This is a genomic window from Streptomyces sp. NPDC048604, from assembly GCF_043199435.1.
Taxonomy (GTDB): Bacteria; Actinomycetota; Actinomycetes; order Streptomycetales; family Streptomycetaceae; genus Streptomyces.
The window spans coordinates 146,056-172,638 of the sequence record NZ_JBICVX010000004.1; the positions used below are offsets into that span (position 1 = coordinate 146,056).

At 73.0% G+C, this 26,583-nt stretch carries 23 protein-coding genes; 11 read left to right on the forward strand and 12 right to left on the reverse strand.

Features of this window, described 5'->3' with window-relative positions:
• The first annotated feature begins 44 nt into the window (after positions 1-44).
• Positions 45-707, forward strand: a complete 663-nt coding sequence (locus tag ACGFMM_RS10000; RefSeq protein WP_393644953.1) for a GntR family transcriptional regulator — start codon at positions 45-47, stop codon at positions 705-707.
• Positions 704-2,005, forward strand: a complete 1,302-nt coding sequence (locus ACGFMM_RS10005; RefSeq protein ID WP_393644955.1) for a nitrate/nitrite transporter — start codon at positions 704-706, stop codon at positions 2,003-2,005. The genes ACGFMM_RS10000 and ACGFMM_RS10005 overlap by 4 nt, the downstream gene beginning before the upstream one ends.
• Positions 2,006-2,036: 31 nt before the next feature.
• Here ACGFMM_RS10005 and ACGFMM_RS10010 read toward each other — a convergent pair whose 3' ends face one another.
• Complete coding sequence (locus ACGFMM_RS10010) at positions 2,037-2,861, reverse strand: maleylpyruvate isomerase family mycothiol-dependent enzyme (protein WP_393644957.1); 825 nt, start codon at positions 2,859-2,861, stop codon at positions 2,037-2,039.
• Between the two features lie 156 nt (positions 2,862-3,017).
• Here ACGFMM_RS10010 and ACGFMM_RS10015 point away from each other — a divergent pair, with 156 nt between their 5' ends.
• The gene (locus ACGFMM_RS10015; protein ID WP_393644958.1) at positions 3,018-3,809 is read left to right on the forward strand and encodes a carbon-nitrogen family hydrolase; all 792 of its coding nucleotides are present in this window, start codon (positions 3,018-3,020) and stop codon (positions 3,807-3,809) included.
• Between the two features lie 29 nt (positions 3,810-3,838).
• Here ACGFMM_RS10015 and ACGFMM_RS10020 read toward each other — a convergent pair whose 3' ends face one another.
• Positions 3,839-4,879, reverse strand: coding sequence for a C40 family peptidase (locus ACGFMM_RS10020; protein WP_393644960.1), 1,041 nt, complete (start codon positions 4,877-4,879; stop codon positions 3,839-3,841).
• Positions 4,880-5,035: 156 nt separating this feature from the next.
• Here ACGFMM_RS10020 and ACGFMM_RS10025 point away from each other — a divergent pair, with 156 nt between their 5' ends.
• Together ACGFMM_RS10025 and ACGFMM_RS10030 are read left to right on the forward strand one after the other, a co-directional pair.
• A complete protein-coding gene (locus ACGFMM_RS10025) occupies positions 5,036-6,115 on the forward strand; it encodes a hypothetical protein (protein WP_393644961.1) in 1,080 nt (359 codons plus the stop codon).
• Between the two features lie 244 nt (positions 6,116-6,359).
• Positions 6,360-7,055: a hypothetical protein gene (locus ACGFMM_RS10030; RefSeq protein WP_393644963.1), complete on the forward strand. Its 696-nt coding sequence runs from the start codon at positions 6,360-6,362 to the stop codon at positions 7,053-7,055.
• A 44-nt stretch (positions 7,056-7,099) separates the two neighbouring features.
• Here ACGFMM_RS10030 and ACGFMM_RS10035 read toward each other — a convergent pair whose 3' ends face one another.
• On the reverse strand, positions 7,100-8,614 hold the full coding sequence (locus ACGFMM_RS10035; protein WP_393644964.1) for a PLP-dependent aminotransferase family protein: 1,515 nt from the start codon (positions 8,612-8,614) through the stop codon (positions 7,100-7,102).
• A 64-nt stretch (positions 8,615-8,678) separates the two neighbouring features.
• Here ACGFMM_RS10035 and ACGFMM_RS10040 point away from each other — a divergent pair, with 64 nt between their 5' ends.
• Positions 8,679-9,896, forward strand: a complete 1,218-nt coding sequence (locus ACGFMM_RS10040) for a trans-sulfuration enzyme family protein (protein WP_393644966.1) — start codon at positions 8,679-8,681, stop codon at positions 9,894-9,896.
• Between the two features lie 41 nt (positions 9,897-9,937).
• Here ACGFMM_RS10040 and ACGFMM_RS10045 read toward each other — a convergent pair whose 3' ends face one another.
• Genes ACGFMM_RS10045 through ACGFMM_RS10055 form a run of 3 tightly spaced genes read right to left on the reverse strand, consistent with a single transcriptional unit; the run spans position 9,938 to position 12,025 of the window.
• Positions 9,938-10,429, reverse strand: a complete 492-nt coding sequence (locus tag ACGFMM_RS10045) for an LURP-one-related/scramblase family protein (protein WP_393644968.1) — start codon at positions 10,427-10,429, stop codon at positions 9,938-9,940.
• Positions 10,426-10,563: a hypothetical protein gene (locus ACGFMM_RS10050; RefSeq protein WP_393644969.1), complete on the reverse strand. Its 138-nt coding sequence runs from the start codon at positions 10,561-10,563 to the stop codon at positions 10,426-10,428. The genes ACGFMM_RS10045 and ACGFMM_RS10050 overlap by 4 nt, the downstream gene beginning before the upstream one ends.
• 22 nt (positions 10,564-10,585) lie before the next feature.
• Positions 10,586-12,025, reverse strand: coding sequence for a hypothetical protein (locus tag ACGFMM_RS10055; RefSeq protein WP_393644971.1), 1,440 nt, complete (start codon positions 12,023-12,025; stop codon positions 10,586-10,588).
• Between the two features lie 150 nt (positions 12,026-12,175).
• On the opposite strand from ACGFMM_RS10055, the gene ACGFMM_RS10060 reads away from it, so the two are divergent.
• Positions 12,176-13,993 carry a thioredoxin-like domain-containing protein gene (locus ACGFMM_RS10060; protein WP_393644973.1) on the forward strand — a complete coding sequence of 606 codons (1,818 nt, stop codon included), beginning with the start codon at positions 12,176-12,178 and terminating at the stop codon, positions 13,991-13,993.
• Between the two features lie 46 nt (positions 13,994-14,039).
• On the opposite strand, the gene ACGFMM_RS10065 is transcribed toward ACGFMM_RS10060, so the two are convergent.
• Together ACGFMM_RS10065 and ACGFMM_RS10070 are read right to left on the reverse strand one after the other, a co-directional pair.
• A complete protein-coding gene (locus ACGFMM_RS10065) occupies positions 14,040-15,347 on the reverse strand; it encodes a M18 family aminopeptidase (protein ID WP_393644975.1) in 1,308 nt (435 codons plus the stop codon).
• Between the two features lie 169 nt (positions 15,348-15,516).
• Positions 15,517-17,346, reverse strand: a complete 1,830-nt coding sequence (locus ACGFMM_RS10070; protein ID WP_393644977.1) for an acyl-CoA dehydrogenase — start codon at positions 17,344-17,346, stop codon at positions 15,517-15,519.
• A 142-nt stretch (positions 17,347-17,488) separates the two neighbouring features.
• On the opposite strand from ACGFMM_RS10070, the gene ACGFMM_RS10075 reads away from it, so the two are divergent.
• A complete protein-coding gene (locus ACGFMM_RS10075) occupies positions 17,489-18,007 on the forward strand; it encodes an SseB family protein (protein WP_393644979.1) in 519 nt (172 codons plus the stop codon).
• Here ACGFMM_RS10075 and ACGFMM_RS10080 read toward each other — a convergent pair.
• Complete coding sequence (locus tag ACGFMM_RS10080) at positions 18,004-18,540, reverse strand: hypothetical protein (RefSeq protein WP_393644980.1); 537 nt, start codon at positions 18,538-18,540, stop codon at positions 18,004-18,006. The two genes, ACGFMM_RS10075 and ACGFMM_RS10080, sit on opposite strands and share 4 nt — an antisense overlap.
• Before the next feature lie 129 nt (positions 18,541-18,669).
• On the opposite strand from ACGFMM_RS10080, the gene ACGFMM_RS10085 reads away from it, so the two are divergent.
• Together ACGFMM_RS10085 and ACGFMM_RS10090 are read left to right on the forward strand one after the other, a co-directional pair.
• Positions 18,670-19,632, forward strand: coding sequence for a pirin family protein (locus ACGFMM_RS10085; protein ID WP_393644982.1), 963 nt, complete (start codon positions 18,670-18,672; stop codon positions 19,630-19,632).
• Between the two features lie 135 nt (positions 19,633-19,767).
• On the forward strand, positions 19,768-20,826 hold the full coding sequence (locus ACGFMM_RS10090; protein ID WP_393644984.1) for an AI-2E family transporter: 1,059 nt from the start codon (positions 19,768-19,770) through the stop codon (positions 20,824-20,826).
• A 13-nt stretch (positions 20,827-20,839) separates the two neighbouring features.
• Here ACGFMM_RS10090 and ACGFMM_RS10095 read toward each other — a convergent pair whose 3' ends face one another.
• Together ACGFMM_RS10095 and ACGFMM_RS10100 are read right to left on the reverse strand one after the other, a co-directional pair.
• Positions 20,840-21,658, reverse strand: a complete 819-nt coding sequence (locus ACGFMM_RS10095) for an MBL fold metallo-hydrolase (protein ID WP_393644986.1) — start codon at positions 21,656-21,658, stop codon at positions 20,840-20,842.
• A 77-nt stretch (positions 21,659-21,735) separates the two neighbouring features.
• Positions 21,736-23,820 (reverse strand): SpoIIE family protein phosphatase, encoded by a 2,085-nt coding sequence (locus ACGFMM_RS10100; protein ID WP_393644988.1) that lies wholly within the window; start codon positions 23,818-23,820, stop codon positions 21,736-21,738.
• A gap of 136 nt (positions 23,821-23,956) precedes the next feature.
• On the opposite strand from ACGFMM_RS10100, the gene aspS reads away from it, so the two are divergent.
• Positions 23,957-25,777 carry an aspartate--tRNA ligase gene (gene aspS, locus ACGFMM_RS10105; RefSeq protein ID WP_393644990.1) on the forward strand — a complete coding sequence of 607 codons (1,821 nt, stop codon included), beginning with the start codon at positions 23,957-23,959 and terminating at the stop codon, positions 25,775-25,777.
• Positions 25,778-25,837: 60 nt separating this feature from the next.
• Here aspS and ACGFMM_RS10110 read toward each other — a convergent pair whose 3' ends face one another.
• On the reverse strand, positions 25,838-26,551 hold the full coding sequence (locus ACGFMM_RS10110; protein ID WP_393644991.1) for a MerR family DNA-binding transcriptional regulator: 714 nt from the start codon (positions 26,549-26,551) through the stop codon (positions 25,838-25,840).
• Positions 26,552-26,583: the final 32 nt, after the last annotated feature.

A 26,583-nucleotide genomic window follows, 5' to 3' on the forward strand; every position in this document is an offset into this window, starting at 1 on the left:
GACGGGCCTGTTTGTTGAACACCGCTTGTATCTATGCTGTGCGCATGCCATCAGCGCCCCTCAGCCCCGTCAGGCAGCCACCAGCCGCCGACCGGGTCTACATGCATGTCAAACAAGCGGTCCTCGAACGCCGTTACGAGGGCGGGACGCTGCTCACCGAGGGGGAGCTGGCGCAGGCCGTGGGGGTCTCGCGGACCCCCGTGCGCGAGGCGCTGCTCAAGCTGGAGATGGAGGGGCTGCTCAAGCTCTACCCCAAGAAGGGCGCCCTCGTGCTCGCGGTCTCCGCACAGGAGATCGCCGACGTCGTCGAGACCCGGCTGCTCGTCGAGGAGTTCGCGGTCCGCCGCGCCGTCCCCGCCCCGCCCGCGCTGATCGCCCGGCTGAGGGAGCTCCTGGCGGAGCAGACGCAGCGCGCCGAGGCCGGCGACCTCGCCGAGGTGGCCGCCACGGACCGGTGCTTCCACGCCGAGATCGTGAAGCACGCCGGCAACCAGATCCTCGCCCGCCTCTACGACCAGCTGCGGGACCGTCAGCTGCGGATGGGCGTGGCCGTGATGCAGTCCCACCCGGACCGCATCGCCAAGAACATCACCGAGCACGCCGAGATCCTGGAGCGGATCGAGGCCGGGGACGCGGAGGGCGCCGCCCACTGCGTCCGGCAGCACCTCAGCTGGGTCAAGCTGCTGGTGCGGGGTGAGGACAGGTGAGCGGCTCGTCCGTCGCCCTCCCAGGAGATCCGCCCGGCGGCCGGCGCGCCGCCCTCGTCTGGGGTGTCGGCGTCTCCGTGTACTTCGTCGCCGTCATCTTCCGCACCTCGCTGGGCGTCGCCGGGCTCGACGCCGCCGAGCGCTTCGACGTCAACGCCTCCGCCCTGTCCACGTTCTCGATCCTGCAGCTGCTGGTCTACGCCGGCATGCAGATACCCGTCGGCCTCATGGTCGACCGGCTCGGCGCCCGGAAGGTCCTGACCCTCGGCGTGATCCTGTTCACCGCCGGCCAGCTGGGCTTCGCGCTCGCCCCCTCGTACGGCACGGCGCTCGCCGCCCGGGCGCTGCTCGGCTGCGGCGACGCGATGACCTTCATCAGCGTGCTGCGGCTCGGCTCCCGCTGGTTCCCCGCCCGCCGCGGCCCGCTGATCGCCCAGGTCGCCGCGCTCTTCGGGATGGCCGGCAACCTCGTCTCCACCATCGTGATCTCCCGGCTGCTGCACGGCCTCGGCTGGACCACCACGTTCGCCGGCAGCGCCCTGGCCGGCCTCGTCGTCCTCGTACTGCTCCTGGTCTTCCTGAAGGACCATCCCGAGGGGTACGAGCCGGCGCCGTCCGTGCATGCGGGCGCCGCTTTCGTCCGCCGCCAGATCGCCGAGTCGTGGCGCGAGCCCGGCACCCGGCTCGGCATGTGGGTGCACTTCACCACCCAGTTCCCCGCGATGGTGTTCCTGCTGCTGTGGGGGCTGCCGTTCCTCGTCGAGGACCAGGGGCTCTCGCGCGGCGCCGCGGGCGAACTGCTGACCCTCGTGGTGCTGTCCAACATGGTCGTGGGGCTCGCGTACGGGCAGATCATCGCCCGGCACCACGCCGCCCGTGCCCCGCTCGCGCTCGGCACCGTCGCCGCCACGGCCCTGCTGTGGGGCGCCACGCTGCTGTACCCCGGCGACCGCGCTCCGCTGTGGCTGCTCGTCACGCTGTGCGTGGTCCTGGGGGCGTGCGGGCCCGCGTCGATGATCGGCTTCGACTTCGCCCGGCCGGCCAACCCGCCCGAGCGTCAGGGCACCGCCTCCGGGATCGTCAACATGGGCGGTTTCACCGCCTCGATGACGACGCTGCTCGCAGTGGGCGTGCTGCTCGACGCGACCGGCGACGACTACCGGATCGCGTTCTCGTCCGTCTTCGTGCTGCAGGCCCTGGGCATCGCCCAGATCCTGCGGCTGCGCGCCCGCACCGTCCGGCGGGAGCGCGAACGCCTCGTCGCCAGCCGGGTCGAGGCGGTGCACGTCCCGGTGTGACGCCGGCGGCGGGGCGGTCGCCGCCCCGCCGTCAGGGGGTGACCGCGAAGTTGTCCAGGATCGCCTGCGCCAGCTCCGCGTCGCCCTCGACCTTGACCCGGTCCACGACCGCCGCCGGCCGGATCCGGCCGCAGGCCAGCCGCACGTACGTCTCCCAGTCCAGCGCCAGCGTCGCCGCCGGACCCAGCGACGGCGCGCCGTCCACCGTGCCGCGGCCGTCCGCGTCCACGCGTACCGTCCGTAGGAACTCCACCGGGCCGCTCACGTCGAAGACGACCGCCGAGTGCGCCGGCGCGCCCGCGTCCTTGGCGACCACCTTCGGCAGCGCCTCCAGCAGGATGTCCCGGACCACCAGCGCGCCCGGCGAGTCCAGGTTGCCCGGCTGGTTGAGCGTGATCCGCAGGTCCTGCTCGTGCACCCACACGTCGAAGGCGCGCATCCGGTACGCCAGCTCCAGCGTCTGCTCCGCGCCGAGCGGGGCGCGGACCTTGTGGTCCGGCTGCCGGCTCTCGTTGCGCAGCTGACGGGCGCGGCGGATCAGCACGTACTCCAGCTCGGAGGTCATCTCCGGCGCGGTGTGGTGCCGGCGCACATCGACCTGCATCTCCATGTAGCGCGCGAACTCGCTGCGCACGTGGTACAGGTCGCGCGGCAGGCTGTGGATGGGGCGCGGGTCGCCGAGCATCTCGCACTCCATGCCGATGACGTGCGAGACCATGTCGCGCACCGACCAGCCGGGGCAGGGCGTCGCCCGGTTCCATTCGCCTTCCACGAGCGGCTGCACCAGCTCGGATATCGCTTCGATGGAGTGGGTCCAGGCGTCTACGTAGGTCTGAAGGCTGGGATGGACGGTCACGGGACCCCTCGGCGGTTCTGCTGGTGCGCGGGCTGAAAACAAGTCGGCGTGGGAGGTTCGGACGCTAAGTTACGCTGCCCGAAGGCACCCCGGCAGTGCTTTCGTGTGACGATCGTAGGCCCGTGTTGACGGCTCGAATGCCAGGACGGTGGTAGTGTGCACGCCTCGCTGATCCAGATCGCAGTAGACCCGGACGAAACGGTCACGGCACGCCGGGAGCGCACGGCGGAACTGGTACGGGCGGAACGGGACGCGGATCTCGTCGTCCTGCCCGAGCTGTGGCCCGTGGGCGCGTTCGCGTACGAGTCCTTCGCGGCCGAGGCGGAGCCGCTGGACGGCCCCACGCACCGGGCGATGTCGGCGGCGGCGCGGGACGCGGGCGTCTGGCTGCACGCGGGCTCGATCGTGGAGGCGGCAGGCGACGCCCTGTACAACACCTCGCTCGTGTACGCCCCCGACGGCGCGCGCGTCCGCACGTACCGCAAGATCCACCGCTTCGGCTTCGACAAGGGCGAGGCCGTGATGATGGCGGCCGGCGAGGAGCTCGTGACCGTGCCCGTGCCCGGGCTGACGCTCGGCGTCGCCACCTGCTACGACCTCCGCTTCCCCGAACTGTTCCGCGGCCTCGTCGACGCCGGCGCGCAGGCGCTGGTCGTGCCCGCCGGCTGGCCGGCGCGGCGGCGCGCGCACTGGACGCTGCTCGCGCAGGCGCGGGCGGTGGAGAACCAGGCGTACGTCCTCGCCTGCGGCACCGCGGGCGCCCACGCCGGCGTCGAACAGGCCGGCCACTCGATCGTCGTCGACCCCTGGGGCGAGGTCCTTGCCGAGGCGGGCCCGGGCGAGGAGATCCTCCGCGTCGAGCTGGACCCGGCGAAGGTGACGACGACGCGCGAGCAGTTCCCTGCCCTGAAGGACCGCGTACTGGGCCTGGCGGCGCCGCGCTCGTGACCCTCCCGCGCGGCCTCGCGGACTGAGCCTCACCGCGCGATGTGCCGGTAGGCGACCACCTGCGCGTGCGGCGGCAGCGGCGCGGTGCGGACCTTGGCCCCGGGCCGGGGCGCCTCGATCACCGTGCCGTCCCCGGCGTACAGCAGCACGTGGTGACCGCGGTTCGTGATCACGAGGTCGCCGGGGACGAGGCGGGCGCGGGTCGTGCGCACGCCGTCGCGGAGCTGGGTGTACGTGGTGCGCGAGACGCTCACCCCGGCGGCCCGCCACGCCTGTTGGACCAGTCCCGAGCAGTCGTACCCGGCCGGCCCCGTCCCGCCCCAGACGTACGGCTTGCCGACCTGGGCGCGGGCGAACGTCACGGCCCGGTCGGCCCTGCCCGTGCCGGGCGTCGTCGCGGGCGGCTGCTGCCGCGCCGCCGCCGTCAGGCGCAGGCGCTCGCCCGCGTAGATCGTGGTCGCGGCGCCCAGGCCGTTCGCCTTCTGCAGCGCGGCCACGGTGGTGTGGTGACGCTGCGCCAGGGACCACAGCGTGTCCCCGGGACGCAGCAGGACCGTCTGTACGGGCGCGGGGCGCGGCGGCGTCGCGGGCTTGGCCGGCGTCGCCGGCTTCGGTCGGGCAGCGGGCGGTGGATCGGCGCGGGGCCCGTCGGCGGGTTTCGGGTGCGGCAGCTGGAGGACGGTGCCGGGGCGGTCGGCCGGCGCGGCGTCGGGGAGCGCCCGCTGCGCCAGGACGACGCCGAACAGCACCGCCAGGACGCCCAGCAGCGTGACGCCCGCGACGCGCAGCGCCGCCGTCGCGACCGACGCCGCCTCCGGCGACAGCAGCCGCGCCGCCGGCGCGGCCGCGCTCCACCGCGCCGGCGCCCCGTGCCGCCGCCGGGCGCGGGGCGGGGACGGCGGGGACGGTATCGGCGCCGGGGCCCGGCGGGGGGCGTCGGCCGGCCTCGACGCCGTCGAGACGACCCGCGGCGGCGCCCCGGCGGCGGTCCGGTGCGCCGGCGCGGACGGCAGGGAGGTGGGGGTCGGCCGCGTCCGCGCGGCGGCGGTGCGCACGATCACCTGGGGCATGGCGGAACTCCTCGGGTCGGGGGCCGGGCGGCCCAGGTGAACGAGGCTTCGCGAGGCCCGGATGTCCGGCAAGATCCCCGCCCGGCCGGGACAGTCCGGAACCGTCCTGCCTCCTCGGACACCCGTGGACGGGCGGACCCGCCTAAGCTCCGCGGGGTGGACGACTCAGCCCGGACGAGCGAGGAGGACGGAGTGGGACTGGACGGGGGGATGCCGCAGCCGAGCGGTGTCGAAGAGCCCGAGCAACTCGTGGCGGTCATGCGCCAGTTACGCCAGTGGGCGGACCTGAGCTACCGCGAACTGGAGCGCCGCGCGACGGCGGCGGGCGACGTCCTGCCGCGCGCCACGCTGTCCGGCGCGCTGAGCAGACGGGAGCTGCCGAGGGAGGAACTCCTGGCCGCCTTCGTCCGCGCCTGCGGAGGCGACGCGGCCACGGTCGACGTCTGGGTGAACGTCCGCCGCCGTCTCGCGGTGCGACTCGAGCAGAGCACCTCCGCGCCACCCGAGCCCCCCGCGCCTGAGACGCCCCCGGGCGGCGAGCGATTACCGCTCCCCGAACAGCCTTCTGAACAGCCTTCCGAACAGCCTTCAGCACAGCCTCCTGCAACGGATGCGGACCCCGCGCAGGCGGGCGCGGGTTTCTCGCACGTGACCGCCGAACTGGTGCCCACGGCGACGGATGCCGGACCACCTTCCGCCCCTCCCGGACCGGCGACCGCCGGTCCCGAGGCGTCGGCCCCGTATCCCGTCCGCGTGCCCGCCCGCCCCGCCCCCTCCCGAAAGCGGCGCGTCGTACGGAGCGTTCGGCGGCCCGGGGTGGTGGTCGGCGCCGCCGTCGTGATGGTGGTGCTGGCGGCCTCGGTCACCGGCGTGCTGCGTGGGGGCGAGACTCCCTCCGGTGAGCCGCGGGACAAGTCCCCACGGGTGAACGCTCCCGTGTCGGAGCCGGCCGTGACGCCCGGGCCCGCCACCCGGTCCGCCGTGAACAGGCCCGCCCCCGGCGCCACTCCCGAGGCCCCGCCCTCCGCGCGTCCGTCGAAGCAGAAGACGACGCCGCCGCCGAAGAGGCCCGGGCCCGGGCCGGGGCGGACGACCCCGTGGACGCCGACGCCCGACCCGGACGAGCCGCCGCCTCCGTACGAGCCGCCGACCTCGACGTACACGCCGCCCCCGACCGGCGGCGGCGACCCGTTCCCCGAAGAGACGTGCTGGGACGCCACCAACGAGTGCGTGTGACGCCCGCTCCACCGTTCGGACACCAGGTCTGACCTGCGCGGACACCCCCGGACTGTCCCGCCCGGCCTCAAGCGTTGCCCGGCCCCATCCGGCCGGGCAACGCTTGTTTCACCGCCCCGCACCGCCGCCCGGCCGCCTTCGTCGCAGCCGTCGCCGCGTGCTGCCGGGCCGCCCCTCCGCCATGGCCGGTGCACAGGCCCCGCGCAGCGGGCTCAGACTCTCCGACTGCTGAAGGAGCTTCACCATGCACGTCGCACGTTCGCGAAGGATCCGCACGCTCGCCGTGGTCGCCGTCGCCACCGGCGTCCTCACGGGAGGCGTCACCGCCGGCACGCACCTCCTCGACACCGACGCCCCCGCCCGGTCCACCGACACCATCGCCCAGGCCGGCTCCGCCCAGGAGGCCACGAAGGCCGGGAAGTCCGGGAAGGCCAAGAAGTCCAAGAAGGCCGGGAAGGCCAAGGGACGGGGGCTGGAGTGCCGTACCGGGCTTGTGGAGCCGCGGAACCGGACGTTCCTGCGGACGGTCTACGACTGGCCCGAGAACCCCGACGCCATGACCAGCATGACCGGCCCGGGCAAGAAGGTCTTCGAGTACAAGCTGGAGTACTCCAGCAAGGTCAGCGCCACCTTCGGCATGACCGACAAGGTGCTCAGCGTCGGCCTCGGCTTCGAGGTCAACCGGACGCAGACCGCGGTCGACCGGACCGAGATGAACCTGAAGGAGCGCGCCCAGTACCGCGTCCAGGCGGGCATGATCTACAAGCGGTACAGCTTCGACGCCTACGAGGAGATCGGCTTCCGCGAGTGGTACGGCGACTCCCTCGTCTGCATGTCGTACAACAAGCCGCAGTGGCGACTGAAGGGCTCCGGGACCGCCGACAAGCCCTGGATGAAGGCGTTCAAGGCCACCAAGATCCCGAAGGGCAGCCGCCGCTGACCTGAGGAGCGGCGCGCCCGAGCGGCGTACGGCGTACGGCGCGCCTAGGCGGCGAGCGACGCCGCCGTCGCCTCGGGCGCGTACTCCCGCCAGGCCGCGGCCAGCCGGCCGACCGCCTCCGTCAGTACCTCCGGCGGCAGCAGGAAGTGCAGGCGGAGGCAGCGGACGCTGCCGCCCAGGGCGTCCGTCGTGGAGCCCGGCAGGACCGCCACCCCGTGCCGCAGGGCGACCTGCGCGAAGGCGAGGCCGTCGCCGTGCGGGAGGCGGACCCACAGGGTCTGCCCGCCGGCCGTCGGGGCGGGGGTCCAGGAGGGGAGCCGCCGGGCGAGTTCGGCGACCAGGTGCGTGTGGCCGGCGCGCATCGAGCGCACCCTGTTCCGCAGCACCGTCTCGTACCCGCCCAGCAGCCGGACCGCGGCCAGCTGCCCCGGCAGGTCCGAGCCGAGGTCGTGGACGGCCTTCAGTCGGGCGAGCCGCGCGACCGTCGGGGCCGGGCCGCGGATCCAGCCGATCCGCAGCCCGCCCCAGACGGGTTTGCTCAGCGATCCGGCGGAAAGGACGTCGCCGTAGGCGCACAGCGTCGTCCACGGCTTCTGTGCCGCACCCGGTTCGAAACCCGGGTCCTCGAAACCCAGGTCCTCGAAACCCACATCCTCGAAACCCAGATCCGCGCGCGCCTCGTCGTCGATCAGCGGCACCCCGAGCGCGTTCGCCGCCTCGACGAGGCGGCGCCCGGCCAGCGGCGGCAGCACCGCGCCGGTCGGGTTGTGGAAGCGGGAGACGACGTAGGCGAGGGCGGGACGGTGACGCTCCATCACCCGCACCGCCTCCGCCACGTCCACCCCGTCCGGCCCCACCGCCACCGGATGCGGCACCGCGGCCGCCTCCCGGAACAGGTCGAGCGCCCCCGGGTACGTCGGCGCCTCCACCAGCACCCCGTCGCCGGGCGCGAGCAGCAGCCGGGTCAGCAGCGAGAGCGCCTGCTGGCCGCCCGTGGTGACCAGGATCTGCCCGGGTTCCGTCGGCACGCCCCGCAGCGCGTACCGCTCCGCCAGCGCCGCCCGCAGCGCCGGCAGGCCGGCCGGGTGGTAGCCCAGGTCGTTCTGCGGCAGCACCAGCGAGTGGTACGCCTCAGTCAGCTCCGGCGGCGGCGCGAGCGGGGCCGCGCAGCTCAGCAGGATCACCCCGTCGGACGGTTCGAGCAGGTTCAGGAACAGCGGGTTCGACGTCTCCCGCACCCGCGGCCCGGGCAGCAGCGCCGCCGCGGGAGCCACCCGCGTCCCGCTGCCCTGCCGGCGTACCACCAGCCCCTCCTGACGCAGCGTCTCGTACGCCGCGACGACCGTCGCCCGCCCCACCGACAGCGCGGCGGCGAACCGTCGGTCCGGCGGCAGCGGCGCGCCCGGCGGCAGCAGCCCCTCGTCGATCAGCCGGCGCAGGCGCGCGGCGAGCAGCAGGTACAGCGGCCCCCGCCCGGCCGACCACCGGCCGAGCCGGGCCACCAGGGCGTCCGTCGTGGCCTCAGCCGCCTCTGTCGTCGTGCTCCGTATTGGCTCCATCGGCAGACCAATCTGCCGGTGATTGGCTCTGTGGGGCAACGGAATTGAACCGTTCACTGGACCCATGAGCGACCAGAGCGACGAGACCACGACCCCGACTTCCCTCCGGCCCGAGACCTTCGCCGTCCACCCGCCCGTCCCCGAGATCACCGGCAGCCGCCCGCTCGGCGTCCCGCTCCACCAGGGCCACGTCTTCGCGTTCGACAGCGCCGACGCCCTCGCCGAGGGCTTCGAACGCACCGACACCTATCTCTACAGCCGGGTCGGCAACCCCACCGTCCACGCCCTGGAGCAGGCCGTCGCCCGGCTGGAGGGCGGGGCTGCCGCCCTCTCGTACGCCTCCGGCATGGGCGCGATCAGCGGCGTCCTGCTCACCCTGCTCGGCTCCGGCGCGCACATCGTCGCCCAGACCTGCGTGTACGGCGGCACCTACGCCCTGCTCACCGACCTCGCCGAGCGCTGGGGCGTCGACGTCACGTACGTCTCCGGCACCGACCCTGACGAGGTGCGCGCCGCCCTGCGCCCCGAGACCCGGCTGCTGTACCTGGAGACCATCGCCAACCCGACGGCCCGCGTCAGCGACCTGGCCGCGCTCGCCGCCGTCGCCGCCGAGGCCGGGGTGCCGACCGCCGTCGACAACACCTTCGCCTCCCCGCTGCTCTGCCGCCCGCTCACACTGGGCGCGGACGTCGTCGTCCACTCGGCGACCAAGTACCTCGCCGGGCACGCCGACGTCCTCGGCGGCGTCGCCGTCTTCAAGGACGAGGAGCTGTACCACCGGGTCCGCCACGCCCGCGTCGAACAGGGCGCGATCACCGACCCGTTCGCCGCCTGGCTCACCCTGCGCGGGATGCAGACGCTGCCGCTGCGCATGGAACGGCACTGCGCCAACGCCGCCGAGCTGGCGCGACGCCTGGAGGACCACCATGCCGTGGCGGCCGTGCGCCACCCGTCGCTGCCGAGCCACCCGGACCACGCCATCGCCGCCCGGCTGCTGCCGGCGGGCGGCGGCGGGGTGATCTCCTTCGACCTCGCGGGCGGCCGGGAGGCCGGGCGGACGCTGATGGAGGCGGTCCGGGTGGCCAGTCTGAGCGTCTCGCTCGGCGACGTGAAGACCCTGATCATGCACCCGGCCTCCACCTCGCACCGCCAGCTCGACGCCGCCGCGCTGGAGCGGGCGGGCATCGGGCCGGGGACGGTGCGTCTCTCGGTCGGCGTCGAGCACGTCGAGGACCTGTGGGCGGACCTGGAGCAGGCGCTGGAGCGCGCGGCGAAGGGGTGACGGTGGAGTGACCCTCGGGATGACGGAGGGGTGACGGTGGGTCAGTCCTCGCGTTCCCGTTCCGACATGCGGATCACGCAGACCGCGACCGCGATCATCAGCGCCGGGTCGGCGTCGTCCCGGACGACGTTCACCGCGTAGGTGTCGCGGACCCGGAACCACTGACGCGAGATGTGGGCGAGGAGTTCGCCGTCGTACTCGACGGTGAACTCCCGATCCAGGATGCGGCCGCTGACGTCCAGTTCGGTACCGTCCACGAGCCTGATCCGGTAGTGGTTGCGCAGCAGCGACAGCCGTTTGCGACGGACGGTGGCCAGCTCCCTGTCGTCCCGCTCGATCGTCATCGTGTCGCGCAGACTGAACATCTTCTGCCGCAGCACGATCAGCACCCGCCCGGAGGGATCCTTGATCTCCAGGGTGTCGCGCAGTCGCAGCGCCTTGCCGTCGACGAGGAAGGCGTGCCGGCCCTGCTCGTCCTCGATCCAGTAGTCGTCGCCGATCGCGAAAATCTTGTCCCGTACGAGGTATTTCATGACCGTCCCAACGCGAAGTAGCGGGTGAAGGGGTCGGCGGAGGCGCTGAGCATGCCCCCGAAGGGCGAGTCGAGCTGGTGGACGAGCAGCACGGTGAAGGCGATGAAACTGCCGAACAGGAACAGGTGAGGCATGGGCTCCGGCTCCGGGGCGGGGTCAGGGGCGGCGCGAGCCCAGCAGGGCGGCGGCGACGGCGCCGGGGATCAGGATCAGAAGAAGCGTCAGGGCGACGCCCATGTCGGCGATTTCGGAGGACCGGCGACGAATCCGGCCCAACAGCCCGCCTTCGTCGTCGTTGGCGGCGGCGGCGGTTCGGGCGGGCGGCTGGACTTGAGGCTGCGGCTGCGCTTGCAGCCGGGAGGCGGGCGGTACGGCGGCGGGGGGCGCGGCTCGGGGTGGTACGGCGGCGGGAGGTACGGCTCCGGCGGCCCCGGCGGCAGCACCGGCCCCGGCAGCCCCCGCGGCAGCACCGGTGGCTGCCCCCGCCGCATCCGCCGCACCTGGCGCGGCCAGAGGCCCGGCGGCCGGAGCGGGCGCGGGCGCGACGAGCAGCGGCGCAGCCGGCACACCGGCGTCGGCCCCCGCACCCGCCGACGGCACAGCCGCCCCGCTCACGGTGGCCGAAGCCACCGGCGCACGCGACACACTCGTCGGCCCCGGCACAGCCGCGGACGCGGCCGGTCGAGGCCGCAGCGTCGGCGTGGGCACGGGCCTCGGTACCGGCACCGGCACCGGCACCGGCACCGGCTCCTGCCTCGGTACCGGCCTAGGCCTCGGCCGCGCAGAAGACATGGCCGCCGACGTCGCCGCAGCCCCCGTCAGCGTGAACCGCGCCGCCGCCCGGGCCACGAGCAGTGGCGGCGCGACCCGCCCGCCGCCGGTCCCGACCGTGGTGACGCGGTCGCTGCCGGTCGCCTCGCCGGTGCTCCGGTGGACGCCCGGCGGCCGGCGGACACTCGCCGTGCACCGCACGGACCGCCCCGGCGGCAGTACGGGCACGACGCCCGCCCGCCCCGCGCAGTCGATGCGCGCCGGCCGCAGCGCCCGGTCGGTGAGCCGGACGCCGTGCACGGGCCGGTTGCCGCGGTTGGTGACCGTGTACCCGACGACGGCCGAGGGCAGCGAGCGCGGCGGGATGGTCCGTACCGTCGCGGCGAGCGTGAGCGCCCCGCCCACGCCCACGTACCCCGACCGGGCGGTGGCGGTGAGCCGCCGACGCAGCGACGGCACGTCGCCGGTGGCGGTCGCGGTCCCGGTGGACCGCCCGGCCCGCGCGGTGAACCGCGACAGGCACTCGACGGCGGCCAGCGCGGCGAGCGTCCGCGTAGGACAGACGACGGGAGCACCGGCCGAGGGGTCGAGGACCCGGACCCCGTACAGATGGGCTTCGCCCCGGTTGACCAGCCGGTACCGCTTGACCACGGCCCCGCCCACCCGCACGGCCGGCGCCCCGGCGCGCCCGTTGACGGTGACGCTCAGCCGCAGCGCCCCGTCCCCCACCCCACCGGCCACGGCGTCCCCGCCCGCCCCCGCGACCGGCAGCACTCCCAGCAACAGGCCCGCCAGCAGCGGCCCCGCCACGCGTCGACCGTTCATGGCACCTCTCGCCGTTGATCCGATGATCGTCCCGCCATGCTCACCAGCCCCCCGGCGCCCGCCACCGTCAAGACACGCCCCACCCCGCCGCCCGACCCCCTGTTTCACCCTCCCGGGGCCCACCCCCGTCCCGTACGGCACCCTTGAACCATGAACGACTCCGCCCCGGCGCCCACCCCCGCGCCCAAGCCGTCCCGCCGTGCCCGTGTCCGTGCCCCCGAGCTGATCGGCAAGGGCGGCTGGCTGAACACCGGCGGCGAGCAGCTCACCCTCGCCGACCTGCGCGGAAAGATTGCGATTCTCGATTTTTGGACGTTTTGCTGCATCAACTGCCTGCATGTCCTCGACGAGCTGCGGGAGCTGGAGGAGAAGCATCGGGACACGGTCGTGATCGTGGGGGTGCACTCGCCGAAGTTCGTGCATGAGGCGGAGCATCAGGCGGTGGTGGACGCCGTCGAGCGGTACGAGGTGAAGCACCCGGTCCTGGACGACCCGGAGCTGGCGACGTGGAAGCAGTACGCCGTGCGGGCCTGGCCGACGCTCGTGGTGATCGACCCGGAGGGGTATGTCGTCGCGCAGCACGCCGGTGAGGGGCATGCCAACGCGATCCGGACGCTCGTGGAGGAGCTGGAGGCCGAGCACGAGGCCAAGGGGACGCTGCGGCGCGGGGACGGGCCGTACGTGCCGCCGGAGCCGGTGGCGACGGATCTGCGGTTCCCGGGGAAGGCCGTGCTGCTGCCGTCCGGGAACGTGCTGGTCTCCGACACGACCCGGCACCAGCTCGTGGAGCTGGCCGCCGACGGCGAGAGCGTCGTACGGCGGATCGGGGACGGCGAGTTCCGTGAGCCGCAGGGGCTCGCGCTGCTGCCGGACGGGTCCGTCGTCGTCGCCGACACCGTGAACCACGCGCTGCAGCGCCTCGACCTCGCCACCGGGGCCGTCGAGCGGATCGCCGGGACCGGCTCGCAGTGGTGGCAGGGGTCGCCGACCGCCGGGCCCGCGCTCGACGTGGACCTGTCGTCGCCGTGGGACGTGGCCTGGTGGCAGGGCAAGGTGTGGATCGCGATGGCCGGTGTGCACCAGCTGTGGACGTACGACCCCGAGACCAAGACCGTCGCCGTCGCCGCCGGGACCACCAACGAGGGGCTCGTCGACGGGCCCGCGGCCGAGGCCTGGTTCGCGCAGCCCTCCGGGCTCGCCGCCGCCGAGGACCGGCTGTGGGTCGCCGACTCCGAGACCAGCGCGCTGCGCTGGGTGGAGAAGGACGGGGACGGGTACGCCGTCCGCACCGCCGTCGGCACCGGCCTGTTCGACTTCGGGCACCGTGACGGCGACGCCGCCCAGGCCCTGTTCCAGCACCCGCTCGGCGTGACCGCGCTGCCCGACGGCTCGGTCGCGGTCTCCGACACGTACAACCACGCCCTGCGCCGCTACGACCCGGCCACCGGCGACGTCACCACGCTCGCCACGGATCTGCGCGAGCCCAGCGACGCGGTGCAGGTCGGCGAGGACATCGTCGTCGTCGAGTCCGCCCGGCACCGGCTCACCCGGCTGCGGCTGCCCGAGGAGGCCGTGCAGGTCGAGTCGGTCGCGCACCGCACCCAGCGCGAGGCCACCGAGGTCGCCCCCGGCCGGCTCCGGCTCGACGTGGTGTTCCAGGCGCCCACGGGCCAGAAGCTGGACGAGCGGTACGGGCCGTCCACCCGGCTCCTGGTCTCCTCCACCCCGCCCGAGCTGCTGCTGTCCGGCGAGGGTGCCGCGACCGACCTGTTCCGCGAGCTGGAGCTGAACCCGGAGGTCGCCGAGGGCGTGCTGCACGTGTCCGCGATGGCCGCCTCCTGCGACGACGCCCCCGACATCGAGTACCCGGCCTGCCACGTCCACCAGCAGGACTGGGGCGTCCCGGTGAAGGTGACGCCCCAGGGGGTGTCCCGCCTGCCGCTGATCCTCGCGGGGATGGACGGCTAGCCGCCGGCTGCCGGGGCCTGTCCGGCGGATCAGGGTCGGACAGGCCCTAGCCCTCCAGGAAGGCCACGAGCGCGTTCGCGAGCAGGTACGGGTCGTCCGAGCCGCACAGTTCGCGGGCGCTGTGCATGGACAGGCAGGCGACGCCGATGTCGACGGTGCTGATGCCGTGGCGGGCGGCGGTGATGGGGCCGATCGTCGTGCCGCAGGGCATGTCGTTGTTGGAGACGAAGGACTGCCACGGCACGCCGGCCTTCTCGCAGGCCGCGGCGAACACGGCACGGCCGCTGCCGTCGGTGGCGTACCGCTGGTTGACGTTGACCTTGAGGATCGGGCCGCCGTTGGGGCGCGGGTGGTGCGTCGGGTCGTGCCGTTCGCTGTAGTTGGGGTGGACGGCGTGGCCGACGTCGGAGGAGAGGCAGACGGAGCCGGCGAAGGCGCGGGCCTTGTCCTCGTAGCCGCCGCCGCGGGCGTAGACCGAACGTTCCAGCACGTTGCCGAGGAGCGGGCCCTGGGCGCCGGTGTCGGCCTCGGAGCCGTTCTCCTCGTGGTCGAAGGCGGCGAGGACCGGGATGTACGGCAGGTCCTTCTGTGCGGCGGCCGCGGTGAGCGCGGCGACGCAGGCGTGCACGGAGATGAGGTTGTCCATGCGCGGGCCGGCGAGCAGTTCGCGGTCGCGGCCGAGGTAGGCGGGGGCCTCGATCGCGGTCACCATGAGGTCCCAGCCGGCGATGTCGTCGGCGTCGGCGCCGGCTTCCCCGGCGACGAAGTCGAGCAGGTCGCCGTCGTGGACGTCGCCGAGGCCCCAGATCGGCTGCATGTGGCGCTGGCGTTCCAGCTTCATGCCCTCGTTGACCTGCCGGTCCAGGTGGATGGCGAGCTGGGGGACGCGCAGCAGCGGACGGTCGATGTTCACCAGGCGGTGCGAGCCGTCGCGCAGGGTCAGCCGGCCGGCCAGGCCGAGGTCGCGGTCGAGCCAGCTGTTGAGCAGCGGTCCGCCGTAGATCTCGACGGCGACCTGCCGCCAGCCCTCCCGGCCCATGTCCGGCTGCGGCTTGACGCGCAGGTTGGGGGAGTCGGTGTGCGCGCCGACGATCCGGAAGGGGGTGTGCGGGGAGGCGCCCTCGGGCACGTACCAGGCGATGATCGCGCCGCCGCGGATCACGTACTTCCCGCCCGTCGTACCGTCCCAGGCGGCGGTCTCCTCGACCTGGCGGAAGCCGGCCTTCTCCAGCCGCTCGGCGGCGTTGGCCACGGCGTGGTACGGCGACGGGGACGCCGCGAGGAAGGTCATGAGGTCATCGGTGTGGCCGCGGTCGAAGGGGGCGGTCGCCGGGCTGGAGGGTGCGCTACTCATGGCCTTCACCTTACGCAGGTCTCGATATGCGGACGGGGGCGGAGAGTTCGTACCTCGTCATGACGCGTCGCACCTCGTCGTGCTGCGTCGCACCTCGTCGTACAAATGGGGAACGGCCCGCCCCCCTCCCCGGGAGCGAGCCGTTCCAGCATGGAGACGGGCGCGTCGACTAGAACGCGGCCTCGTCGATGTCCATCAGCGAGCCGTCGACGGCCTCGGCGAGCGCGCGCTCGGCCGAGACGCCGGGCAGGATGTTGGCGGCGAAGAACTTCGCGGCCGCGATCTTGCCCTGGTAGAAGGCGACGTCCTTGCCGGTGGCGCCGGCGGCCAGCTTCTCGCCGGCCACGGCCGCGCCGCGCAGCAGCAGGTAGCCGACGACCACGTCGCCGGAGGCGAGCAGCAGGCGGGTGGTGTTGAGGCCCACCTTGTAGATGTTCTTGACGTCCTCGCCGGTGGCGGTGAGGTCGGTGAGCATCACGCCGACGATGCCCTCGAGGTCCACGGCGGCCTTGGCGAGCGCGTCGCGGGCGCCGGCCAGGTCCTCGCCGCCGGTGCCGTCCGAGAGGAACTTCTTGATCTCCTCGGCCAGCGCGTTCAGGGAGGCGCCCTGGTCGCGGACGATCTTGCGGAAGAAGAAGTCCTGGCCCTGGATGGCCGTGGTGCCCTCGTAGAGGGTGTCGATCTTGGCGTCCCGGATGTACTGCTCGATCGGGTACTCCTGCAGGAAGCCGGAGCCGCCGAAGGTCTGCAGCGACTGGGCGAGCTGCTCGTAGCCCTTCTCGGAGCCGTAGCCCTTGACGATCGGCAGCAGCAGGTCGTTCAGGCCGATCAGGGCCTTCGCGTCCTCGCCGGCGGCTTCCTTGATCGCGATCTCGTCCTGCACGGAGGCCGTGTAGAGGACGAGGGAGCGCATGCCCTCGGCGTACGCCTTCTGCGTCATCAGCGAGCGGCGGACGTCGGGGTGGTGCGTGATGGTGACCTTGGGCGCGGCCTTGTCCATGAAGTTGGCCAGGTCGGTGCCCTGGACGCGCTCCTTGGCGTACTCCAGGGCGTTGAGGTAGCCCGTGGAGAGGGTGGAGATCGCCTTCGTGCCGACCATCATGCGGGCGAACTCGATGATGAGGAACATCTGGCGGATGCCCTCGTGCTTGTCGCCGATCAGCCAGCCCTTGGCGGGGTGCTTGTCGCCGAAGGTCATCTCGCACGTGTTGGAGGCCTTGAGGCCCATCTTGTGCTCGACGTTGGTGGCGTAGACGCCGTTGCGGGCGCCCAGCTCGCCGGTCTCCCAGTCGAACTCGTACTTCGGGACGAGGAAGAGGGAGAGGCCCTTGGTGCCGGGGCCGGCCCCCTCGGGGCGGGCGAGGACGTAGTGGAGGATGTTCTCCTCCATGTCGTGCTCACCGGAGGTGATGAAGCGCTTGACGCCCTCGATGTGCCAGGAGCCGTCCTCCTGCTGGACCGCCTTGGTGCGGCCGGCGCCGACGTCCGAGCCCGCGTCGGGCTCGGTGAGGACCATGGTGGAGCCCCAGCGCTTCTCGACGGCGATCTGCGCGACCTTCTTCTGCGCCTCGTTGCCCTCGTTGTAGAGGACGCCGGCGAACGCCGGGCCGGAGGAGTACATCCAGACGGCCGGGTTCGAGCCGAGGAGGAGCTCCGCGTAGGCCCAGACGAGGGAGCGCGGGGAGACGGTGCCGCCGATGCCCTCCGGGATGCCCAGGCGCCAGTACTCGGAGTCCATGAAGGCCTTGTAGGACTTCTTGAAGGAGGCCGGGACCGGGGCGGTGTTGGTCTCGGGGTCGAAGACCGGCGGGTTGCGGTCGGCGTCGGCGAAGGACTCGGCCAGCTCGTTCTCGGCGAGGCGGCGGATCTCGTCGAGGATGCTCTTGGCGGTGTCGACGTCCATCTCCTCGAACGGACCGCTGCCGTACACCTTGTCGCGGCCGAGGACCTCGAAGAGGTTGAACTCGATGTCGCGGAGATTCGACTTGTAGTGCCCCATGGCGACGGCTCCGTAAGGCTCGGGGAGGGAGGTTCCTCGTACACGTACCGGCTAGTAGCAAAACGCTCTCTACGATGATGCTACCCACCGGTAATAAGAGCAACCCCAAACCGTGATGGTGTGACGCAGTAGGCTCGCCCTCATGTACGGCTACGAGCAGAACCCGGGCGCCCAGCAGCAGTACGCTCCCCCTCCGCAGCCGGGGATGCAGGGCGGAATGCCGGGCATGCAGCCGGGGATGGACCCGATGGCCGGGATGCAGGGGGGCTACGGACAGCAGCCGCCGCTGTACCCGGAGCCGTCGCCGCCCTCGCTCGCCGACGCCGTGCGGGCCTTCACGACCGGCTCGATGACGGCCGAGGACTTCCAGCAGATCTTCGCGACCTCGAAGGTGTACTGCCCGCGCGGCGACACCCCGGGCTTCCTGGCGCTGCACAACACGCAGCAGCCGGTGATCCCGATGTTCACCTCGCTGAAGGAGCTGCGCCGGTACGCCGGCAAGGAGTCCAAGTACTTCGTGATCACCGGCGCCGAGGTGATCGACCTGCTGCCCACCGGCTACGGCTTCGTGCTGGACATGGAGGGCGACCACCGGATGGTCTTCGACGCGAAGGCCGTGGAGCAGATGGTGGAGTTCGCGATGCGCCGGATGTACGGCTAGACAGCCTCCCGGCGCCCCGCCGCGCGGTGGGTCCACCACGCGAAGGCGCACCACGCCAGGGCGGCCAGCAGCATCGCCGCGCAGCCGGCGGCGAGCACGGGCGCCTCCGGGCGGAAGGCCAGGGCGAGCCGCGTGCCGAAGACGACGAGGAAGAAGCCGACCCGGCCCGGGCCGTACACCGGGATCCGCGCCGAGACGCCGCGCAACAGCGCGGCGGCGGCCAGGCCCGCCACGCCGCAGACGGCGAGCAGCGGCCAGGGCGAGCCGGGGGCGGCGCTCGGGATGCCGAACTCGGGCGGACCGATGCGGAAATTCGAGGCCACCCATCCCGCGGCCAGGCCGAGGAGGGTCGCGGCGACCGCCGCGACCGCGTGCCGCCACAGGGGGCCGGACCTGAGGTCGTCCCCCATGGGCTCCGTCGGGTCGAGGGGGGCGGAGTCGCGGTCGTGATCGGGAAGGCCGGAGCCGGGGTCGCGGTCATGATCGAGGAGGCCGGAGTCGGTGGCGCGGTCATGATCCGGAAGGTTGGTCATGGGCATGAAGACGCGTACCGGTGCGGCGGGGTTGGCTTCCGGGGAATGTACGGGGACCCGTTCTCTGTTGGGCCGACATGCAGAAAGTTCGAGGTTCAACTAAACTCGGACTGACACAAGGAGGTCGCCATGCCCGCTGTGACTGTCGAGAACCCGCTCACCCTGCCCCGAGTGGCCGCGCCGGCCGATGCCGCGCCGCGCCCGGTGCTCGCCGTGACCACGGCGCCCTCCGGCTTCGAGGGGGAGGGCTTCCCGGTGCGCCGCGCGTTCGCCGGGATCAACTACCGGTACCTCGACCCGTTCATCATGATGGACCAGATGGGCGAGGTGGAGTACGCCCCGGGTGAGCCCAAGGGCACCCCCTGGCACCCCCACCGCGGCTTCGAGACCGTCACCTACATCATCGACGGAGTCTTCGACCACCAGGACTCCAACGGGGGCGGCGGCACCATCACCAACGGCGACACCCAGTGGATGACGGCCGGCTCCGGCCTGCTGCACATCGAGGCCCCGCCGGAGTCGCTGGTCGTCAGCGGCGGGCTCTTCCACGGGCTCCAGCTCTGGGTGAACCTGCCCGCGAGCGACAAGATGATGGCCCCCCGCTACCAGGACATCCGCGGCGGCCAGGTCCAGCTGCTGACCTCCCCCGACGGCGGCGCGCTGTTCCGCGTCATCGCCGGCGAGCTCGACGGGCACGCCGGACCGGGCGTCACCCACACCCCGATCACGATGGTCCACGCGACCCTCCGGCCGGGCGCCGAGGTCACCCTGCCGTGGCGCGAGGACTTCAACGGCCTCGCGTACGTGCTGGCCGGCCGCGGCACGGTCGGCGCGGAGCGCCGGCCCGTCCACATGGGTCAGACCGCGGTCTTCGGCGACGGTGCCTCGCTCACCGTCCGCGCGGACGAGAAGCAGGACGGCCACACGCCGGACCTGGAGGTCGTGCTCCTCGGCGGCCGCCCGATCCGTGAGCCGATGGCGCACTACGGGCCGTTCGTGATGAACACCCAGGCCGAACTCCGCCAGGCCTTCGAGGACTTCCAGGCCGGCCGGCTCGGCACCATCCCGGCGGTGCACGGGATGGGCGAGTAAGCCGGTACGGCAGTCCACGGCAGGCCACGCACTCCACGGCACTCCACGGCACCTTCCCGCCCGGGCTGACACCACGTCACCCGGGCGGTCCCGCAGCGCAGGACGGCGCGCCGACGGGCGTGGTCCGGTGGAGGGGTGCAGCCGACGAGACCGCTCCTTCCCGAGGCCGCCCGGCGGGCCGCCGCCTGGTGCGTGGTCTTCCTGCTCCTTGCGGGGGTGGCCGCGGTCGGGATCTGGCTCTGCGTCGTCTTCAAGACCGTCGTCACGCCCGTCCTGCTCGCGCTGCTCGGCACGGCGCTGCTCGGACCGCTCTACCGGCGGCTGCTGCGCATGAAGATGCACAAGTCGCTGGCCGCCGCGCTGACCTGCGTCGCCGTCCTGGTCGTCGTCGGCGGGGCCACGTACATCGTCGTCGCGGCGCTCATCGACACCGGCGACCAGATCGTCGCCTCGCTGCGCCGTGCGGCCGTCGACATCGCCGAGCATCTCGGCGCGGCGGGGACCTCGCTCGACGACCTGGCGAAGAACGCCCGGCAGCTGCTGGAGAAGTTCGGCGGGACGGCGGCCTCCGGGGTGATCTCCGGGCTCAGCGTGGTCGGCCAGATGGCGGCCACCGCCGTCCTCGCGCTGCTGCTGATCTTCTTCTTCCTGCGCGACTCCGACCGGGCCGTCGAGACCCTGCGCTCACTCGTCCCGCGCAGCATCGGCGACATGGCCGAGGCCATGGGACGACGGGCCTTCGAGGCCGTCGAGGGGTTCATGCGCGGCACCACGTTCGTCGCGCTGGTCGACGCGACCCTGATCGGCGCCGCCCTGCTGATCCTGGACGTGCCCGGCGCGGTCGGACTCGCCGCGCTCGTCTTCGTCACCGCCTACATCCCGTACCTCGGCGCGTTCCTGTCCGGCGCGATCGCCGTGCTCGTCGCCCTCGCCGACCGGGGTTTCGTGATCGCCCTGTGGGTGCTGGGCGTGGTGCTCGCCGTGCAGGTCCTGGAGGGGAACGTGCTCCAGCCGATGGTGCAGAGCCGGACGGTCCAGATGCATCCGGCCGTGGTCATGCTGGCGATCACGGCGGGCGCGTCCGTCGCCGGCATCCTCGGGATGCTCCTCGCCGTTCCGCTGACCGCCGCCGCCTTCGGCATCATCGGAGAGCTGCGCACGCGGTACACGGCTGCCGGCGAGCCCGCCGCATAGGGCCTGCCCGGCCCTACGCCGCCGCCGGCGTGCCGCCGGGTTCGAAGGACTTCAGCATCTGCTCCAGGGCCGCCTGGTCGGGGCCGACGAAGGGGTCCGAGTCCGGGGCCATCGTGATCGTGTCGATCATCCGGGAGGTCATCCGGACCGCCGGCGGCAGATGCGTGCACAGCACGATCTCCGGGTTCATCGCCCGCAGCGGCTCGATCGTCGCCCGGTACTTCGCCGGGTCGACGACATGCACCCAGGGGCTGTCCAGCGTCGCCCACAGCAGCTGCGCGCCGTGCAGCTCCTCCGGCTTGAGGTCGTTGGCGTGGCCGCTCTCGGCCAGTTCGGCGGTGGGCATGGGGCCGCCGAAGCAGTCGGAGCTGAAGCAGATCCGGGTGCGGTCGTCGTAGAAGCCGACGGTCGCCGGGTTGTCGAACAGCGGCGGCCGGAAGGCCCGCAGCATCCGGTCGCCGACGTCCAGGGACTGGCCGGGGTTGAGGAAGTACACCCGGTCCATCGGCAGCGGCCGCTCGGTGGTCATGATCCCGGCGCCGACGAACGTCGTCACGACCTTGGCCTCAGGAGCCGCCTCCAGCAGGTCGAAGATCCCGCCGGTGTGGTCGCGGTCGGGGTGGGTGAGCCAGATCCAGCGGACGTCGGCCGGGTCGACGACCTCGCGGAGCGCGGCCACGAAGTCCCGGTCCGGGAGCGACAGCCCCGTGTCGACGACGACCGGCTCGCGGGCCGTGAGCACGTAGGCGTTGACGGGGATGTGCCCGATCCCCGGGATCTCCAGGCTGTCCGCGATGACGGTGGTGTCGCTGCCGACCTTGTGCGTGTCCATGACGGTGCTCCGTTGGTCCCCCGGCGGCCGTACGACACCAGTCTGCGCCGCCCGGCCGCGGCCCGCCCGTCCGGGAGCTACGCGCGGGAGCCGTCGCCGGACGGCGGCTCGTGCAGCTCGAACCAGATCGACTTGCCCTCGCCCCGGGGGTCGACGCCCCAGGCGTGGGCGAGCATCTCCATCAGGATCAGGCCGCGGCCGCTCGACGCCAGCTCGCCCGGGTGGCGCTTGTGCGGCAGCTCGTCGCTGGCGTCCGTGACCTCCACGCGCAGCCGGCGCGCCTCCCCGCCGGAGACCACCTCGGCGACCAGCAGGGCGTCGCCGTCGGTGTGGATGAGGGTGTTGGTGACCATCTCGGAGACCATCAGGACCGCCGAGTCGACCTGGTCCTCGTCCGCCCAGTCGTGCAGCAGCTGGCGCAGCTGCCGGCGGGCGTCGGCGATCCGCTCCGGCTCCGCCTGGGCGACGGTCATGACGGTGCGGCGCGGGGGCGGCGGCGCCGTCCGGTCGCCGGTGCGGGACAGCAGCAGCACCGCGATGTCGTCCTCGCGGCGGTCGGCGAGCGGGCCGGTGGTGTGGTGCGAGCCGGGGCCGTGGACGGCCTCGACGAGCCGGTCCGCGAGCTCCTCCAGGGACGTGCCGCCGTGCTGCTCCAGGAGCGAGCGGACGCGTTCCCAACCGCTGTCCAGGTCGTGCCCGCCGGTCTCCAGGAGCCCGTCGGTGCAGACCATCAGCGTCTCGCCGGGCTCCAGGCGCAGCCGGGTCGTCGGGTAGTCGCTGTCCGGGTCGATGCCCAGCGGGAGCCCGCCCGCGGTCGGCTGCTGCAGGACCGTTCCGTCGGCGGTGCGCACCGCCGGCTCGGGGTGGCCGGCCCGCGCGATGTCCAGGGTCCCGGTGTCCGGGTCGACCTCCAGGTACAGGCAGGTCGCGAAGCGGGGGCCGCCGAGGTCGTCGGCGCCGTCGGTGATCCCGTGCAGGAAGCGCGAGGCCCGGGAGAGCACCGCGTCGGGGCGGTGGCCCTCGGAGGCGTACGCGCGCAGCGCGATCCGGAGCTGGCCCATCAGTCCGGCGGCCCGCACGTCGTGGCCCTGGACGTCGCCGATGACGAGGGCGATGCGCCCTCCGGGCAGCTGGATCATGTCGTACCAGTCGCCGCCGATCTCCAGGCCGCCGCCCGTCGGCACGTACCGCCCGGCCACCGAGAGCCCCGGGATGCCGGGCCCGAGCGCGGGCATCATCGTGCGCTGCAGCCCCAGCGACAGCTCCCGCTCGGACTCGGCGACGCCGGCCCGGGCCAGCGCCTGGGCGAGCATCCGGGCGACGGTGGTGAGCACGGACCGCTCGTCCGGGGTGAACGCGACGGGATGCTCGAACGCGGCCATCCACGCGCCCATCGTCCGCCCCGCGACCGTCAGCGGCAGGAACGCCCAGGACTCCCGTCCGAAGCGCTGTGCCAGCGGCCAGGTGAGCGGGAAGCGGCGCTTGTACTCCGCCGGCGTCGGCAGGTAGATCGCCCGCCCGGTGCGGGCCGCCTCGGCCGCCGGGTAGTCGGTGTCCAGCGACATCTCGGTGAACGGGCCCTCGTCCCCCTCGCCGTGCCCGTGGTGCCCGGTGACGGTGAGCCGGTCGCCGGCCACGCCGAAGACGGCGAGCCCGTCCGGCGAGAACCCGGGCATCGACAGCGAGGCGGCCACCCGCAGCACCTCCGCGGTGGACCGGGCCTCGGCGAGCGCCCGTCCCGCGTCGAGCAGGAACGCCTCCCGCGAGCGCCGCCAGTCGCCGGTGACGGGTGTACGGGCCGCCATGCCCGGTCCGGGCTCGGCGACCTCCTGGATGGTGCCGACGAGCGGGCGGCCCGCTTCGCCGCCCAGCGGCTTGGCGCGGCTGCGCACGGTACGGATCACCGTGCCGTCCGGGCCCATGACGCGCAGCCGGGACTCGGCGAGGGTGCCTTCGGCGCGGGCGAGGCCGACCACGCCGCCGTTCTCGTTCCAGTCGGCGGGGTGGAAACGCGAGCGCACCGCCGCCTCGGTCAGGCCGACGGGCTCGGCGGGCAGCCCGAGCAGCCGGGCGGCCTCGGCGTCGAGGGTGACGATCCCGGATGAGTCGTCCCAGCGCCACAGGCCGGTCGCGATCGCGGCCAGGATGTCCTCGGTGCGCATTGCCCCACTTTATGAATATCGGACCGGAGGTTGCCACCGAGAGTATTCGACGAGTGATCTCGGCCCGCCCGGTACCCTTGACGGGCCTGGACACGTCCCGGCCCTCCCACCGATTCCGAAGACTGGATGAACGACGATGCATCGGTACAGGTCCCACAGCTGCGGCGAGCTCCGCGCCTCTGACGTCGGCACCGACGTCCGGCTGAGCGGCTGGCTGCACAATCGGCGCGACCTGGGCGGCATCCTCTTCATCGATCTGCGCGACCACTACGGCATCACCCAGCTGGTCGCCCGCCCCGGCACCGCGGCCGCCGAGGTCCTGGACAAGCTGACCAAGGAGACCGTCGTCCGCGTCGACGGCAAGGTCGTCTCCCGCGGCGCCGACAACGTGAACGCCGAGCTCGCCACCGGCGAGATCGAGATCGAGGCCGCCGAGGTCGAGGTCCTGGGCGCGGCCAAGCAGATCCCCTTCACCATCAACGCCGACGACGGCGTCAACGAGGAGCGGCGCCTGGAGTACCGCTTCCTCGACCTGCGCCGCGAGCGCATGCACCGCAACATCATGCTGCGCTCCGCCGTCATCGCCTCCATCCGCTCCAAGATGGTGGCCCTCGGCTTCAACGAGATGGCGACGCCGATCCTCGCCGCGACCTCCCCCGAGGGCGCCCGCGACTTCGTCGTCCCGTCCCGCCTCAACCCGGGCAAGTTCTACGCGCTGCCGCAGGCGCCGCAGCAGTTCAAGCAGCTGCTGATGATCTCCGGCTTCGACCGCTACTTCCAGATCGCGCCCTGCTTCCGCGACGAGGACGCCCGCGCCGACCGCTCGCCGGGCGAGTTCTACCAGCTCGACATCGAGATGAGCTTCGTCGAGCAGGAGGACGTCTTCCAGCCGGTCGAGCGGCTGATGACCGAGCTGTTCGAGGAGTTCGGCGGCGGACGCCACGTCAGCTCGCCGTTCCCGCGGATCCCGTTCCGCGAGTCGATGCTGAAGTACGGCAACGACAAGCCGGACCTGCGGACCTCCCTCGAACTCGTCGACATCACCGACGTCTTCGAGAACTCCGAGTTCAAGGCCTTCGCCGGCAAGCACGTCCGCGCCCTCGCGGTGCCGGACACCGGCGACCAGCCGCGCAAGTTCTTCGACGGCCTCGGCGAGTACGCGATCTCGCTGGGCGCGAAGGGCCTGGCCTGGGTCCGCGTCGGCGACGAGAACGCGCTGACCGGCCCGATCGCCAAGTTCCTCACCGAGGAGAACGTCAAGGTCCTCACCGAGCGCCTCGGCCTGAAGCCGGGTCACGCGGTGTTCTTCGGCGCCGGCGAGTTCGACGAGGTCTCCAAGATCATGGGCCCGGTCCGGGTCGAGGCCGCCAAGCGCGCCGGCCAGTTCGAGGAGGGCGTCTTCCGGTTCGCCTGGATCGTCGACTTCCCGATGTACGAGCGGGACGAGGAGACCGGCAAGATCGACTTCTCGCACAACCCGTTCTCCATGCCGCAGGGCGGCCTGGAGGCCCTGGAGACCCAGGACCCGCTGGACGTCCTCGGCTGGCAGTACGACATCGTCTGCAACGGCATCGAGCTGTCCTCCGGCGCGATCCGGAACCACGAGCCCGAGATCATGTTCAAGGCGTTCGAGATCGCCGGCTACAGCCGCGAGACCGTCGAGAACGAGTTCGCCGGCATGCTGCGCGCCTTCGAGTACGGCGCCCCGCCGCACGGCGGCATCGCCCCGGGCGTCGACCGCATCGTGATGCTGCTCGCCGACGAGCCCAACATCCGCGAGACCATCGCCTTCCCGCTGAACGGCAACGCCCAGGACCTGCTGATGGGCGCCCCGACGGAGCTCGACGAGGCCCGCCTGAAGGAGCTGAACATCCAGCTTCGCAAGCCGGTCGCCAAGGAGAAGCCCGCCGACGGCCGCCCCGTCACGGAGGCGGTCCACCCGGAGGCGGGCCGCTAGGCACGCAGCAGTCGGCAGGGGCCCGGGACCGTACGACGGTCCCGGGCCCTTCGTCTTTCTTCAGCCGCGCTCACGGAGGTACGCGTCGAGGGCCGCGGCCCCCGCGAGCAGCGCCCGGCCGCGCGCGGACAGCCGGGCGTGCCACTCGGTCAGGGCGGCCTCCAGCGGCGCGAGCCCGCCCGCCGCCCGCACCCGGGCGAGCAGCGGGGCGATCTGCTCCAGCAGGTAGCCGCCCCGCCGCAGCTGATGGGCGAGGCGCGCGTCCCGTACGGCGGCCGCGTCGTACACGCGGTATCCGGTCACCGGGTCGCGGCGCGGGCTCACCAGGCCCGCGGCCTCCCACTTGCGCAGGGTCGCGGGCCGGATGCCCAGCCGCTGCGCCAGCGGACCGATGAACGTACCGCCCTCCTCCGGCTCCGGCACCGGCTCCAGGTCCCGCAGGGCGGCCTCCACGGCCCACAGCGTCCGCCGGTCGTCGCGCAGTTGGGCATGGCTCTCGTCGACGAGCCGGAACGCCTCCTCCGCCGCGCCCTCGTTCACCGCGCGCATGATCGCCGTCGCCGTCGCATGGCCGTGCCCGGGCAGCAGGGCGAGGAACGCGCGCAGGGCGCTCGCGTGCAGCGGGGTGTAGGCGCGGTAGCCGTGCGGGCTGCGCGCGGCGGCGGGGAGGATGCCGGCGTCCTCGTAGTTCCGCACGGCCTGCGTGGAGAGCCCGTGCGCACGAGCGAGATCCACCGGCCGCAGTGCACGCCTACTTTGAAGCTTTCTCCCCACTGCTCCGCCACCTTTGCTTCAAAGTCTCAATC